We start from the raw sequence: 14,404 nt of genomic DNA on the forward strand, positions 1-14,404 counted from the left end.
CCTGCCGGGCAACGCGCAGCAATCGGGAACATTGCGTGCTAAACCGGATCTTTCGTTTCTGTCACGTTGGGTGACGACGAAGGAGGAGTGTTTAGATGGACTACATCGACTTTGCGCGCACATGGATCGCCGCACATGCCGAGTTCTTGTTGACTTGGTTGATCGCCGCGCTGGTGGTGATGACGCTGGCGTGGATCGAAATTCGCCGTGCCACGCGGCGTGCCGCCATGGCCATGACCGAAGCAGTGGCCACCACGGTTGCGGCTTGCGTGCCCGAAATTGCGGCGGCGGCGCAGAGCGCACATCTGTCGGTACCCGCATCGGCGGCGTCTCCGGGTTTGGTCGAGGCGATGCGCGCGCTGGGTCACCTTGCGGCAGAGCGGATGCGTTGGCTGCACGCGGTCGCCAACCTGCGTTTGCCCGAGACGGCGTTGCCGCCGGCCGCACTAGGCATGCCCGTGCATCCGCTCGTATATGACACACCGCGCCCGTTGGCCGAAGCGCATTTGGCGGCAGAACTCCGCTTTGCCGACCACGCACGTGTTTTGCAGGCCGAACGCCGCGCCCTGCAAGCGCTGGAGACCGCTGAGCGTGAGGGCACCAGCGAGCTGCATCGCATTGAGCGCGAGACCTCAGCCATCGTTGAACGCTTCGACCAGGCCAACGCTCAATCGGAGCAGACCGATGTACAGCGCTTCCTCATCCAGAAATTCAACACGCTAGGCAATCGCGAACGCGAATTGACCGCACAGCTCGCTGCGCTGCGCCAACAAATCGGCGAGCGTACAGAAGCGTTGTGGGCGCAATCGCAGCGCGCGGCCGATGACTATGCAGCGATGCTCGATCCGCTGCTTGCTGTGGCTCGCCGCGAGCTTGGTCACGAAACGGCGACGGATGAGACGGCGCTGTGGCTCGCCCGCACACGCACCGGTCAAGGGCCGCTGCGCGCTGCCTGATTGTTGCCACGGCATGGCAGCACGCTGAGCGTCACGGTGGCACGCTTCTGGCTGCGGTAAGCTATTGCCTTCCAGCGCGATCGCGCCGCCCATCGAAGCACGCAGCAACCGCATCCATGTCGCACAAGATTCCCGTCTCCGTTCTCGTCGTCATTCACACACCCGATTTGCATGTGTTGGTGATGGAGCGGGCAGACCACTCGGGCTTCTGGCAATCCGTGACGGGCAGTTGCGATGCGCTCGACGAACCCCTGGCAGATACCGCCCGCCGCGAGGTGCTCGAGGAAACCGGCATCGACGCGGCCCAGCATCATCTGATCGACTGGGGCCACCACATCGAATACGAGATCTACCCCCGCTGGCGGCACCGCTACGCGCCGGGCGTTACGCGCAACACCGAGCATTGGTTTGGCCTGCTGGTGAGCGGCAAGGTGTCGGTACGGATGTCACCGCGCGAGCATGTGCAGGCCGAATGGCTGCCCTACCAAGAGGCTGCCGCGCGGTGCTTCTCACGCAGCAACGCCGAGGCCATTTTGCAGTTGCCCGAACGCCTTGCTGCCTATCACGCGCGTCAGGCCGCGCTGACAAAGGACCAAGCCTGACATGCTGCGTTTGCGCGTCGCCACCTACAACATCCACAAGGGCGTGACGGGCATTGCGCGGCGCGTGCGCGTGCATGACGTGCGGCAGGGCCTGCATACCATGGACGCCGACATCGTCTTCCTGCAGGAAGTGCAGGACCGCAACGACCGCTTGGTCGCCGCCGAGTTGTTCGACCCGAACTACACGCAACTGCGCTACCTTGCGACGGACGTCTATCCGCACACGGTATATGGCCGCAACGCCGTGTACGAGCACGGGCACCACGGCAATGCCATCCTGTCGCGGTATCCGATCCTGCTGTCGGAAAACCTCGATATCTCCGACCACCGCTTTGAGCAGCGCGGCCTGCTGCACGCCGTGACGGATCTTGGCTTTGGCGAAGTGCATCTGCTGTGCGCGCACTTCGGCCTGTTTGCACGCAGCCGGCAGCGGCAGGCGGAAGCGCTCGTTGATCGCGTGCGTTCGGTTGTGCCGCCAGATGCGCCGCTCGTGGTGGCGGGCGATTTCAACGATTGGAACAACCGGCTCGATCGCATGATCTGCCAGGCGCTGGGTGCGACCGAAGTGGCCGACAAGGCCGCCGATACGCGCCCGGTGCGCACTTTCCCGAGCCACATGCCCTGGCTGCGGCTGGACCGCATTTACGTGCGCGGGTTCGAGATCGAACGGGCGCATGCGCTGACCGGCCGCGAATGGGCGCAGCGCTCCGATCACGTGCCCCTGCTGGCGGAACTGGCGCATCCATGAGGGTCGTGCGCGATGCGGGTCCGCTGCGCTCGGAGTGGCGGCGGGGTAAGCCCCTGCCGGGCAACGACGTCGACCTGCTGTGCGGCGGTGCCGAGTTCTTCCCGGCCTTGATCGAGGCCATCGATGCCGCGCAACGCCGTGTCGCGCTTGAAACCTACATCTACACCGACGACGCCGCCGCCCACCGTGTGACCGAAGCGCTCGCCCGCGCGGCACGCCGTGGCGTGAATGTCAACCTGACCATCGACGGCTTCGGCACCGGGTTGCTCCCCGCCAGCATCGGCGCGGTGCTCGAAGCGGCGGGCGTAAGCTTGCGCATCTACCGTCCGGTGCGTGGTTTTCGCTTGCAACGTCGCTACTTGCGACGGCTGCATCGGAAGATCGTCGTCATCGATGACGACGTGGCGTTCGTGGGCGGCATCAATATCATCGACGACCTGAATCACGCGCCATTTCACGACGCAGCGCTGGGGCCGCGTTACGACTTTGCCGTGCGGGTGCGCGGGCCACTGGTCGCGCAGATTGCGCTGACCGTCGATCGGCTCTGGTGGCAGATGGGCGTGCGCGCAGGCATGCGGGAGGTGGGCGTCACGGGCGTCGCCGCCGATTTTCCGGTGATGACCGATACGCCGCGACCACGGCATCGCGGCGCGTCCGGGCGAGAAAGTGCGCGCGCACCGGGCACCGTGTTGGCTTCGCTGGTGCTGCGTGACAACGTCCGCAACCGGCGCGCGATCGAACGCGAATATCTGCGCGCGCTGGGTGTGGCGCGGCACGAGGTGATCATCGCCAACGCGTACTTCTTGCCGGGCGTGCGTTTCATGCGCGCGCTGGCGGCATGCCGCCAGCGCGGTGTGCGCGTTCGCCTGTTGCTGCAAGGACAGGTCGAATACCGGTTGCAGCACTACGCGACGCGTTCGCTGTATCACATGCTGCTGCGGGACAACGTCGAGATCCACGAATACACGGCCAGCTTCCTGCACGCCAAGGTGGCCGTGGTGGACGACCGCTGGGCCACCGTCGGCTCCAGCAACATCGACCCTTTCAGCCTGTTGCTGGCACGCGAAGCCAACGTCGTTGCGTGGGATGCGACCGTGGCCAACGAACTGCGCGGCGCGCTTGAAGACGCGATCACTCATCACGCACGCCGCGTCCTGGCTGATGAGCACGCCGCGCGCCGTTGGTGGTGGCGCCTGGCAGACTGGTGCGCCTACCGGCTCGTGCGCCTTGGCGTCGTCATCAGCGGGCGCGCAGCGCAGTATTAGCGGTGCAGACATCTGCAAAAAACATAACAAGACGGAGGAGACATGCAAGTCATCACAGCCGATGAGGCGGCGCGGTTGGTACAGCCGGAGTGGACGGTTGCGTGCGCAGGGTTTGTCGGCGCGGGCCATGCAGAGGCCGTCACGCATGCGCTCGAACGCCGCTTTCTGGCCACCGGCGAGCCGCGCGATCTCACGCTGGTCTACTCCGCCGGGCAGGGCGATCGCGCCACGCGCGGCGTCAACCACTTCGGCAATCCCGGGATGACGCGCTGTGTGGTCGGCGGGCATTGGCGCTCCGCCACGCGACTGGCGGACCTAGCGCTTGCCGAGCAATGTGATGCATTCAACCTGCCCCAGGGCGTGCTCACGCATCTGTACCGAGCCATCGCGGGTGGCAAGCCCGGCGTGCTGACCAAGATGGGTCTGCACACCTTCGTCGACCCACGCACGGAGCTTGACGCCCGTTACCACGGCGGCGCCATCAATGCCCGCGCCAAGGCGGCGCGCGCAGCAGGCACGGCCTCGTGGGTCGAGTACGAACGCTTTCGCGGCGAAGACTATCTCTTCTACCCCAGCTTTCCGCTGCACTGCGTCTTCTTGCGCGGCACGGCCGCCGACCCCCGCGGCAATATCAGCACGCACGAAGAAGCCTTTCATCACGAACTGCTGGCCATGGCGCAAGCCGCGCGCAACTCGGGCGGCATCGTCATCGCGCAGGTGCGTCGGCTCGTCGATCGGCACGACAACCTGCAGGCGATCCACGTGCCGGGCATCCTCGTCGATTACGTGGTCGTTGCTGACGATGAAACCGAGCACCAGATGACCTTCGGTGAGGCGTTCAACCCGACCTATATCCGCCCCTGGCAAGGGGAGGCGATCCAACTCAAGGAAGACGCCATCGAAGCGAGCGAGGCGCTGGAGACCAGCCAGCACGGCGCGCTTGATGCCCGTACGCTGGTGCAACGCCGCGCCGTGTTGGAACTGATGGCGCAGCAACCGCGCGTCGTGAATCTGGGCGTGGGCATGCCTGCAGCGGTCGGAGCCCTGGCAGAACAGGAAGGCGCGCGTGGCTTTACGCTCACCGTGGAGGCCGGCCCAATCGGTGGCACGCCGGCAGATGGCCTCAGCTTCGGCGCCTCGGCCTATCCTGAAGCCGTGGTGGATCAGCCAGCGCAGTTCGACTTCTACGAAGGTGGCGGCATCGATCTCGCCATCCTCGGCCTGGCAGAACTGGATGGCGCCGGCAACGTCAACGTCAGCCTGTTTGGCGAGGGCGGCGACACCGTCGTCGCGGGCGTCGGCGGTTTCATCAACATCACGCAGAGCGCACGCTCGGTCGTGTTCATGGGCACGCTCACCGCTGGCGGCCTTCAAGTCGAAGCCGAGGACGGCAAGCTGCGCATCGTGCGCGAAGGACGGCTCAAGAAGATCGTGCCAGCCGTGTCGCACCTGACCTTCAACGGTGAATATGCCGCGCGTTCGGACATTCCCGTGCGCTACGTGACCGAGCGCGCTGTCTTCGAAATGCGTGACGATGGCCACGGCAGCCGGCGCCTCACGCTGACCGAAATCGCTCCCGGCATCGACCTGCAGCGCGACGTGTTAGATCAGTGCGCTGCGGAGGTTGCCGTGGCAGCTGATCTGCGTGAAATGGACGCCCGCATCTTCCGCCGTGGCGCCATGTGCTCAGGCATCGCGCCGGTTTGAATTTCCGCCGGTTTATTTACTGATGGGTAGCACTAGAAAATTCATCAATTATGCTGCGCCGCACCCGTTTTATGGGTGCGGCGCACACCCTGCAAAGCTTTTCATCTAAAGGGTTTGCGGGATTTTCGCTGCACCGCGAAAGGTGGCGATTCAGAGTCGCCATTTAGATGCCGCTTTCTAATAAAACACTTGCCGCTCCAAGAGCCCCTGTAAATAATTGAACGACCGTTCGATTTTGGGCTAGAGTGTTCGCGCAGGCTGGTTTAGAGTCCTGCCCGGCACGCGAAAGGCGCCCTGCAAGAAGCCAGTTTTCTCGCGTGTCACGCCCCAGAAAAGAACGGAGAGAAATCATCATGCGTCACCCGACCGCTCGTCTCGAATCAAATCACGCAGCAGCCACCCCGATGCGCAAGGGCGAACTGACGCGTGCAGCGATTCTCGATGCCGCGCTGGAATTGGCTTCGCGCGACGGACTGGAAGGATTGACGATCGGTGTGCTCGCGGAGCGCATGCAGATGAGCAAGAGCGGGGTGTTCGCGCACTTCGGCTCGCGTGAGGATCTGCAGGTGGAAGTGGTTCGCGAGTATCACAAACGGTTCGAGCAGGAAGTCTTTTACCCGAGCTTGACGGAACCGCGCGGTCTGCCGCGCCTGTGGAGCATGGTGCGACGCTGGATGGAGCGTCGCATTCAGGAAGTGACCACGGGCTGCATCTACATCAGCGGCGCGGTGGAGTACGACGATCGTGCCGAAAGCCCGGTGCGCGACGAACTCGTCAAGAGCGTGACGATCTGGCGTGCAGCATTGGCTCGCGCGATCGCACAGGCAAAGGAAGAAGGCCACCTGCGTGCAGAAGCGGACCCGCAATTGATGCTCTTCGAGATGTACAGCCTGGAGCTGGGTCTGCATCACGATGCGCGTTTCCTGCGGTTGCCGAACAGTGCCGAGCTGGCCATGGTGGCGCTTAACAAACTCATTCAGTCTTACCGAACCTGACGCGGCATCGCACACCTAGCGGTCGCGCAGTACACACCAAGGAGTTGCAAGATGGGTCAATACACCGCACCGCTGCGTGACATGCAGTTTGTTCTCCACGAGCTTCTCGGCGTGGAGGACCACCTGAAGCAAATGCCGCAGCACGCGGAGATCGATGCAGACACCATCAATCAGGTGATCGAGGAAGCGGGCAAGTTCTGCTCCGAAGTCATCTTCCCGCTCAACCAGTCCGGCGATCGCGAAGGCTGCACCTACCACGGCGACGGCGTGGTGACGGCACCCAAGGGTTTCAAGGAAGCGTATCAGCAGTACGTTGAGGCTGGCTGGCCCTCGCTGGGCTGCGATCCCGAGTACGGCGGCCAGGGTCTGCCCATCCTGATCAACAATGCGCTGTACGAGATGCTGAACTCGGCCAACCAGGCCTGGACGATGTATCCCGGCCTCTCGCATGGCGCGTACGAAGCCCTGCACGCGCACGGCACCGACGAACTCAAACAGCGCTACCTGCCGAAGCTGGTGTCGGGCGTGTGGACCGGCACGATGTGTCTGACCGAGCCGCATTGCGGCACCGACCTCGGCATCCTGCGTACCAAGGCTGAGCCGCTGGCCGATGGCTCGTACGCCATCACCGGCACGAAGATTTTCATCTCGGCGGGCGAGCACGACCTGGCCGAAAACATCATCCACCTGGTGCTGGCACGCCTGCCGGACGCGCCGGGCGGCACGAAGGGCATCTCGCTGTTCGTGGTGCCGAAGTTCATCCCCGATGCCAACGGCAACCCCGGCGAGCGCAACACTGTGAAGTGCGGCTCCATCGAACACAAGATGGGCATCCACGGCAACGCCACCTGTGTGATCAATCTGGACGGCGCACGCGGTTGGATGGTCGGCGAGCCGAACAAGGGCTTGAACGCCATGTTCGTGATGATGAACGCCGCCCGTCTGGGCGTCGGCATGCAGAGCCTGGGTCTGACCGAAGTTGCGTATCAAAACTCGGCCGCTTACGCCAAGGAACGCCTGCAGATGCGCAGCCTGTCGGGCCCGAAGGCACCGGACAAGCCGGCCGACCCGATCATCGTGCACCCGGACGTGCGCCGCATGTTGCTGACGCAGCGTGCCTTTGCAGAAGGCGGCCGCGCATTCAGCTACTGGATCGCACTGCAGATTGACCGCGAGCTGTCGCACGAAGACGAGTCCGCGCGCAAGGACGCGGCTGATCTGGTCGCGCTGCTGACGCCGATCGCCAAAGCCTTCCTGAGCGACAACGCATTCATCTCCACCAACGAAGGCATGCAGGTGTTCGGCGGCCACGGCTACATCGCCGAATGGGGCATGGAGCAGTACGTGCGCGATGCCCGCATCAACATGATCTACGAAGGCACGAACACCGTGCAGTCGCTGGACCTGCTGGGCCGCAAGATCCTGGGCGACATGGGCGCCAAGATGAAGAAGTTCGGCAAGCTGGTCCAGGACTTTGTGGAAGCCGAAGGCACCAACGAAGCCATGCAGGAGTTCATCAACCCGCTGGCGGACATTGGTGACAAGGTCCAGAAGCTGACCATGGAAATCGGCATGAAGGCCATGGCCAACCCGGACGAAGTCGGCGCCGCCGCCGTGCCGTACCTGCGCGTGGTCGGCCACTTGGTGTTCTCGTACTTCTGGGCCCGCATGGCCAAGATCGCTCTGGAAAAGCAAAACAGCGGCGACACCTTCTACAAGGTCAAACTGGCAACGGCGCGCTTCTACTTCGCCAAGCTGCTGCCCGAAACGGCTTCGCAGATCCGCATGGCACGTGCCGGCGGCGCAACGCTGATGGCACTCGAAGCAGATCTGTTCTAAACAGCCGCATTCTCTTGGGGCGACGCGTGCAAACGTCGCCCCCCTCGTCTCTTCCTCTCTCCCCGCGAGGACACTATGACCCGCACTGAACTCTCCACCAGCGCGCAGCCGCAGGCCGGCCAGCGCTCCAACTTCCTCGTCCGGCGCGTTGCTGTGCTGGGCGCCGGCGTGATGGGCGCGCAGATTGCCGCACACCTGGTCAACGCCAAGGTTCCCGTTACGCTTTTCGATCTTCCGGCCAAGGAAGGCCCGAAGAACGGCATCGTGCTCAAAGCCATTGAAAACCTGAAGAAGCTGTCGCCGGCGCCGCTGGGCATCAAGGACGACGCCAACCTGATCCAGGCCGCCAACTACGAAGACGACATCGAAAAGCTGCGCGACTGCGACCTCGTCATCGAGGCAATCGCCGAGCGCATGGACTGGAAGCACGATCTGTACAAGAAGGTCGCGCCGCACATTGCTCCGCATGCGATCTTTGCGTCGAACACGTCGGGCCTGTCGATTACCGAACTGTCGGACGGCTTTGATGCCGAGTTGAAGTCGCGCTTCTGCGGCGTGCACTTCTTCAACCCGCCGCGCTACATGCATCTGGTCGAGTTGATCCCGACCGCACATACGCGCGGCGACATCCTCGACAAGCTGGAAACGTTCCTGACCTCGGCGCTCGGCAAGGGCGTGGTGCGCGCGAAGGACACGCCCAACTTCATCGCCAACCGCGTCGGCATCTTCTCGATCCTGGCGGTGTTTGCAGAATCGGCCAAGTACGGCATTCCGTTCGACGTGGTGGATGACCTGACGGGCTCGAAGCTGGGCCGCGCCAAGTCGGCGACGTTCCGCACGGCCGACGTGGTGGGTCTGGACACCATGGCGCACGTCATCAAGACGATGCAGGACAACCTGAAGGACGATCCGTTCGCCCCGGTCTACGCCACGCCGCCGGTGCTGGCCAAGCTGGTGGAAGCGGGTGCCCTGGGCCAGAAGGCAGGCGCCGGTTTCTACAAGAAGGAAGGCAAGGAAATCAAGGTGCTGGACCCGCAAAGCGGCCAGTACGGCCCGAGCGGCAAGAAGGCGGACGACATCGTCGTGCGCATCCTGAAGAAGGAGCCCGCCGAACGTCTGAAGCTGCTGCGCGAATCGACCAACCCGCAGGCGCAGTTCCTGTGGGCGGTATTCCGCGACGTGTTCCATTACATCGCTGTGTATCTGGAGCAGATTGCGGATTCGGCAGCGGAAGTCGATCTGGCGATCCGCTGGGGCTTCGGCTGGAACAGCGGCCCGTTTGAAGACTGGCAAGAGGCCGGCTGGAAGCAAGTGGCCGAGTGGGTGAAGGAAGACATCGAAGCTGGCAAGGCGCTGTCGAACGCGGCGTTGCCGCAGTGGGTGTTCTCCGGCCCAGTGGCGGACAACGGCGGTGTGCATTCGGCAGAGGGGTCGTGGTCCGCCAACCAAGGCACGTTCCTGTCGCGCAGCACGCTGCTGGTGTACGGCCGTCAGGTGTTCCGTGCGCCGATCAAGGGTGCGACGACGGTCAACCCGCTCACGTATGGCAAGACCATTGAAGAGACCGACGCCGTGCGCATCTGGGTGGACGACGCGGCAGGGCAGGACGACGTGCTGATCGTTTCGTTCAAGAGCAAGATGAACACGATCGGGCCGAGCGTCATCGACGGTCTGACGCGTGCGGTTGATCTGGCGGAAGCCGGCTACAAAGGTCTGGTGGTGTGGCAGCTGACGTCGCTCAAGCTGGGTGCGCCGGGCGGTCCGTTCTCGGCCGGCGCCAACCTGGAAGAAGCCATGCCGGCCTTCATGATGGGCGGCGCCAAGGGCATCGAGCCGTTCGTCAAGAAATTCCAGGACGGCATGATGCGCGTGAAGTACGCCGGCGTGCCGGTTGTGTCGGCCGCGTCGGGTATTGCGCTGGGCGGTGGCTGCGAACTGCTGCTGCACTCGGCCAAGCGTGTGGCTGCGCTCGAAACGTATATCGGTCTGGTGGAAGTGGGCGTCGGCCTGGTGCCGGCAGGCGGCGGCCTGAAGGAAGCTGCACTGGCGGCTGCCAAGGCGGCACAGGCTGCGGGCAGCACCAACATCCTGCAATTCCTGACCAACCGCTTCCAGGCGGCGGCCATGGCCAAGGTGTCGTCTTCCGCGCTGGACGCGCAGAAGATCGGCTACCTGCAGCCGACCGACACGATCGTCTTCAACGTGCACGAGTTGCTGCACGTTGCGCGCAACGAAGTCCGTGCGCTGTCCGATTCGGGCTACCGCGCGCCGCTGCGTCCGGTGGGCATTCCGGTGGCGGGTCGTTCGGGCATCGCCACGATCAAGGCGTCGCTGGTGAACATGCGTGATGGCGGCTTCATCTCGCAGCACGACTTCACGATCGCCTCGCGCATCGCTGAAGCCGTGTGCGGCGGTGACGTCGAAGCCGGCGCGCTGGTGGACGAAGAATGGCTGCTGGCGCTGGAGCGCAAGGCTTTCGTGGATCTGCTCGGCAGCTCCAAGACCCAGGAACGCATCATGGGCATGCTGCAGACCGGCAAGCCCGTTCGTAACTGACCCGCGCGACCTGTAGACGAAAACGAGAACAGGAATTTCATCATGACCAAGCAACTGCAAGACGCCTACATCGTCGCCGCGACGCGTTCCCCGATCGGCAAGGCACCCAAGGGCACGCTCAAGAATCTGCGCCCCGACGATCTGCTGGCGACCATCCTCAAGAGCGCCGTTGCCCAGGTGCCGAACCTGGACCCGGCGCTGATCGAAGACGCCATCGTCGGCTGCGCGATTCCCGAAGCGCAGCAGGGCCTGAATGTGGCGCGTATCGGCGCGCTGCTGGCCGGCCTGCCCAACACCGTGGGCGGCGTGACCGTCAACCGTTTCTGCGCCTCGGGCCTGACCGCCGTGGCAATGGCTGCCGACCGCATCCGCGTGGGTGAATCCGACGTGATGATCGCCGCCGGTGTGGAATCGATGAGCATGGTGCCGATGATGGGCAACTCGCCGTCGATGTCGCCCGAGATCTTTACGCGCGACGAGAACGTCGGCATCGCCTACGGCATGGGCCTGACGGCCGAGAAGGTCGCCCAGCAATGGAAGATTTCGCGCGAGGCGCAGGATGCCTTCTCGCTGGCTTCGCACCAGAAGGCACTGGCCGCGCAGCAAGCCGGCGAGTTCAAGGACGAGATCACGCCGATCGAGATCATCGAGAAGTTCCCCAACCTGGGCACGGGCGCCATCGACATCAAGACGCGCACGATGTCGCTGGATGAAGGCCCGCGTGCCGATACGTCGGTCGAAGGCCTGGGTAAGCTGCGCGCCGTGTTCGCCAACAAGGGCAGCGTGACCGCCGGCAACAGTTCGCAAACGTCGGACGGCTCGGGCGCGCTGATCCTGGTGTCGGAAAAGATCCTGAAGCAATTCAACCTGGTGCCGCTGGCGCGCTTCGTATCGTTTGCGGTGCGCGGCGTCCCGCCGGAAATCATGGGTATCGGCCCGAAGGAAGCGATTCCTGCCGCGCTGAAGGCTGGCGGCCTGACGCAGGATCAGATTGACTGGATCGAGCTGAACGAAGCGTTTGCCGCGCAATCGCTGGCCGTGATTCAGGACCTGGGCCTGGACACCAGCAAGATCAACCCGCTGGGCGGCGCGATTGCGCTGGGCCACCCGCTGGGCGCGACCGGTGCCATCCGTGCGGCCACGGTTGTGCACGGCCTGCGCCGTCGCAACCAGAAGTACGGCATGGTGACGATGTGCGTCGGCACCGGCATGGGTGCCGCGGGCATTTTCGAACGCATGTGACCCCACGCAAGGGGGAAGGCTCAGGTAGCTTTTTAGGGCCTTCCCCTGCTTGCTAATCGCCCGTCTCACCACGCATAGTTGCGCAGGCGCGCAGTCGTCCAGAACAAGCGCGCCGAAGAATGCGGCCGGCACCAAGCCGGTATCGCAATAGAAGCGGAGCCACGACTCCGCAACAGAGGAGACACACCACCGGGTCACCGGCGGTGCGCCAAGAGGAGGGCGCGCGATGGGCAACACTGTCGGCGACACAATCGTATTGACCGATGCGGCATGCGATATGCCGCGCTCGATGATCGATCAACTGGGTTTGGGCGTGGTGCCGTTCCGCATTCGTGCCGGCGAATTGTTTGTAGAAGACCGTCGCGACGAGGCGGCGCTGCCGCAGCTTTATCGCAAGTACCTCGTCGACAAGCAGGATCACTACGCCGAATCAATTCCGCTGCTTGAACGCGAGATCGAAGACTACCTGCTCAAGCACGTGGTCACGCAGTACGACCGTGCCTTGCTGCTGACGATTGCCAGTTCACGCAGCCATTTCTACAGCCATGCAACTGGCGCGGTGGTGGGCACCACAGCCAAGAGCTTCAAGCCACGCAAGGATGCCGGTCGCTCGGGGCTGTTCGAGTTGACGGTGGTGGATACCGGTGCCATTGGCCCCGGCCAGGCGCTGATGGTGCACGAAGCCGCGCGCATGCTGCGTGAGGGCGCGGAGGTGCGTGACGTCGTGCACGTGATCGAGAACCGCCTGCGCGATGCCTCGCACGTCTATCTCGTGCCCGATGAGCTGCTGTACATGTACACGCGCGCCAAGCAGAAGGGCGAGAAGAGCATCACCTGGGGCCGCTACATGATGGGCACGGCGTTCAACGTGCGCCCGCTCATCCATATGCACCGGGGCGAGACAGAAGCCATCGCCAAGGTGCGCGGTTCCGATGAAGGCATCCGCCGTCTGATGGCGCATACCGAAACCATGATCGCCGAGGAGCGTCTGGCCACGCCCGTGGTGGCGATCACGTATTCCGGTTCGCTCGACACGGTGCGCCGCATGGAGCCGGTGCAAGCGTTGATGCGAACCGCACAGGATCACGGCGTGGAAGTGCTGCTCGCGCCGATGAGCCTCACCGTGGCGTTGAACGTGGGGGCCAACGCGTTCTCCGTCGGTTATCTATCTGAATCTCCTGTGCCGATTTAGCGGCGCAGGTTTCACCTGGAGTTTTCATGTCGATTCGTACCGAGACCGCAGACGGCGTCCTGACGCTCACCTTTGACCGCCTGGACCGCAAGAACGCCATCACGGCCGCGATGTATCAAACGCTGGCCGATGCACTGGTGGCCGCCGAGACCGATCCTGCCATCCGCGTGATCGTGCTGGCCGGCCACGAGAGCGTGTTCACGGCGGGCAACGATCTCGAAGACTTCATGAAGAACCCGCCCAAGGACGAGAGCGCCCCCGTGCACCAGTTCCTGAAGGCAATCAGCAGGGCGACCAAGCCGCTGATCGCCTCGGTGAGCGGCGCGGCTGTCGGTGTGGGCACAACGATGCTGCTGCATTGCGACCTCGTCTACGCATCCGAGACAGCCAAGTTGTCGATGCCGTTCGCGCAGTTGGGCCTTTGCCCGGAAGCCGCATCAAGCTTGCTGCTGCCGCAACTGGCCGGCTATCACCGCGCAGCGGACAAGCTGCTCTTCGGCGAGCCGTTTGACGCGAACGAAGCACGCGAGCTGGGCTTGGTCAACCGCGTGCTGCCGCCCGGCGAGCTGGATGCCTTCGTGCATACGCAGGCGCGTAAGCTGACGCTGCTGCCGCCCGCATCGCTGCGCGCGACCAAGCGGCTGATGAAGGAAGGCGCCACGCCGCAGATCGCGGAGCGCATGTCGGTGGAAGGCAAGCAGTTTGGCGAGATGCTGCGCGCGCCGGAAGCGCACGAGGCGTTCACGGCGTTCTTCGAAAAGCGCCGCCCGGATTTCTCCAAGTTCAACTGAGCGAAGCGTTCATACGCAAAAGAAAACCCGGCGCGAGGCCGGGTTTTTTGTTGAGCGCTGCCGGTTCAGAGCGGCGGCAGCACGCGCGGCTTGCGGGTCTCGTCGGTGGCCACGTAGGTGAGGGTGGCTTCCGTGACCTTGACGGTGGCGTGGCGGCCGCTGGCGTGCATGCGCTGCGCGTAGACCTCCACGTCCACGGTAATCGACGTGCGCCCCGTTTTGACGACGTTGGCGTAGAAGCTCACCAGATCGCCCACGTACACGGGCTGCTTGAAGACGAACGAGTTGACCGCGATCGTGGCCACGCGGCCGTTGGCGCGCACCACGGCAGGGATCGACCCGGCGATGTCCACCTGCGACATGATCCAGCCCCCAAACACATCGCCGTGGACGTTGGCGTCGGAGGGCATGGGCATCACGCGCACGGCGGGCTGCTTGTCGGCGGGCAGCGTGACGGTTTCAGTGGTGGCTTGGGTATCGGGCATGATGATGCAGGGCAGCATTGAAGCGG

General features: G+C 63.9%; 12 protein-coding genes. 11 read left to right on the plus strand and 1 reads right to left on the minus strand.

The window, feature by feature from the left end:
- Positions 1–95 precede the first annotated feature (95 nt).
- The 11 genes from ACCD03_RS14950 (at position 96) to ACCD03_RS15000 (ending at position 13,893) form a co-directional block, all read left to right on the plus strand.
- Complete coding sequence (locus ACCD03_RS14950; protein WP_413412163.1) at positions 96–956, plus strand: hypothetical protein; 861 nt, start codon at positions 96–98, stop codon at positions 954–956.
- Between the two features lie 116 nt (positions 957–1,072).
- Positions 1,073–1,558 (plus strand): dihydroneopterin triphosphate diphosphatase, encoded by a 486-nt coding sequence (nudB, locus tag ACCD03_RS14955; RefSeq protein ID WP_316676959.1) that lies wholly within the window; start codon positions 1,073–1,075, stop codon positions 1,556–1,558.
- A 1-nt stretch (position 1,559) separates the two neighbouring features.
- Positions 1,560–2,306 carry an endonuclease/exonuclease/phosphatase family protein gene (locus ACCD03_RS14960; RefSeq protein ID WP_045203774.1) on the plus strand — a complete coding sequence of 249 codons (747 nt, stop codon included), beginning with the start codon at positions 1,560–1,562 and terminating at the stop codon, positions 2,304–2,306.
- Entirely contained in the window at positions 2,303–3,571 is a 1,269-nt protein-coding gene (clsB, locus tag ACCD03_RS14965) for a cardiolipin synthase ClsB (RefSeq protein ID WP_325649694.1), read from the plus strand. The genes ACCD03_RS14960 and clsB overlap by 4 nt, the downstream gene beginning before the upstream one ends.
- A gap of 42 nt (positions 3,572–3,613) precedes the next feature.
- Entirely contained in the window at positions 3,614–5,278 is a 1,665-nt protein-coding gene (locus ACCD03_RS14970; RefSeq protein WP_325649692.1) for an acyl CoA:acetate/3-ketoacid CoA transferase, read from the plus strand.
- 404 nt (positions 5,279–5,682) lie between these two features.
- The gene (locus tag ACCD03_RS14975; RefSeq protein ID WP_021196492.1) at positions 5,683–6,273 is read left to right on the plus strand and encodes a TetR/AcrR family transcriptional regulator; all 591 of its coding nucleotides are present in this window, start codon (positions 5,683–5,685) and stop codon (positions 6,271–6,273) included.
- A 51-nt stretch (positions 6,274–6,324) separates the two neighbouring features.
- The gene (locus tag ACCD03_RS14980) at positions 6,325–8,112 is read left to right on the plus strand and encodes an acyl-CoA dehydrogenase C-terminal domain-containing protein (RefSeq protein WP_045203771.1); all 1,788 of its coding nucleotides are present in this window, start codon (positions 6,325–6,327) and stop codon (positions 8,110–8,112) included.
- Between the two features lie 75 nt (positions 8,113–8,187).
- Positions 8,188–10,668, plus strand: coding sequence for a 3-hydroxyacyl-CoA dehydrogenase/enoyl-CoA hydratase family protein (locus ACCD03_RS14985; RefSeq protein ID WP_325654790.1), 2,481 nt, complete (start codon positions 8,188–8,190; stop codon positions 10,666–10,668).
- Between the two features lie 42 nt (positions 10,669–10,710).
- Complete coding sequence (locus tag ACCD03_RS14990; protein WP_092973292.1) at positions 10,711–11,910, plus strand: acetyl-CoA C-acyltransferase; 1,200 nt, start codon at positions 10,711–10,713, stop codon at positions 11,908–11,910.
- 226 nt (positions 11,911–12,136) lie between these two features.
- The gene (locus ACCD03_RS14995) at positions 12,137–13,102 is read left to right on the plus strand and encodes a DegV family protein (RefSeq protein WP_413412164.1); all 966 of its coding nucleotides are present in this window, start codon (positions 12,137–12,139) and stop codon (positions 13,100–13,102) included.
- A 26-nt stretch (positions 13,103–13,128) separates the two neighbouring features.
- The gene (locus tag ACCD03_RS15000) at positions 13,129–13,893 is read left to right on the plus strand and encodes an enoyl-CoA hydratase (protein WP_413412165.1); all 765 of its coding nucleotides are present in this window, start codon (positions 13,129–13,131) and stop codon (positions 13,891–13,893) included.
- Positions 13,894–13,958: 65 nt separating this feature from the next.
- Here the strand turns inward: ACCD03_RS15000 and ACCD03_RS15005 are convergent, their stop codons facing one another.
- Entirely contained in the window at positions 13,959–14,396 is a 438-nt protein-coding gene (locus ACCD03_RS15005; RefSeq protein ID WP_413412166.1) for an acyl-CoA thioesterase, read from the minus strand.
- Positions 14,397–14,404: the final 8 nt, after the last annotated feature.

The organism is Ralstonia sp. Ralssp135 (genome assembly GCF_047304345.1).
GTDB lineage: Bacteria > Pseudomonadota > Gammaproteobacteria > Burkholderiales > Burkholderiaceae > Ralstonia > Ralstonia chuxiongensis.

Coding starts and splice junctions, on each gene's coding strand:
- ACCD03_RS14950 (WP_413412163.1), top strand. CDS start 96: ATGGACTACATCGACTTTGCGCGCACATGGATCGCCGCACATGCCGAG.
- nudB (WP_316676959.1), top strand. CDS start 1,073: ATGTCGCACAAGATTCCCGTCTCCGTTCTCGTCGTCATTCACACACCC.
- ACCD03_RS14960 (WP_045203774.1), top strand. CDS start 1,560: ATGCTGCGTTTGCGCGTCGCCACCTACAACATCCACAAGGGCGTGACG.
- clsB (WP_325649694.1), top strand. CDS start 2,303: ATGAGGGTCGTGCGCGATGCGGGTCCGCTGCGCTCGGAGTGGCGGCGG.
- ACCD03_RS14970 (WP_325649692.1), top strand. CDS start 3,614: ATGCAAGTCATCACAGCCGATGAGGCGGCGCGGTTGGTACAGCCGGAG.
- ACCD03_RS14975 (WP_021196492.1), top strand. CDS start 5,683: ATGCGCAAGGGCGAACTGACGCGTGCAGCGATTCTCGATGCCGCGCTG.
- ACCD03_RS14980 (WP_045203771.1), top strand. CDS start 6,325: ATGGGTCAATACACCGCACCGCTGCGTGACATGCAGTTTGTTCTCCAC.
- ACCD03_RS14985 (WP_325654790.1), top strand. CDS start 8,188: ATGACCCGCACTGAACTCTCCACCAGCGCGCAGCCGCAGGCCGGCCAG.
- ACCD03_RS14990 (WP_092973292.1), top strand. CDS start 10,711: ATGACCAAGCAACTGCAAGACGCCTACATCGTCGCCGCGACGCGTTCC.
- ACCD03_RS14995 (WP_413412164.1), top strand. CDS start 12,137: ATGGGCAACACTGTCGGCGACACAATCGTATTGACCGATGCGGCATGC.
- ACCD03_RS15000 (WP_413412165.1), top strand. CDS start 13,129: ATGTCGATTCGTACCGAGACCGCAGACGGCGTCCTGACGCTCACCTTT.
- ACCD03_RS15005 (WP_413412166.1), bottom strand. CDS start 14,396: ATGCTGCCCTGCATCATCATGCCCGATACCCAAGCCACCACTGAAACC.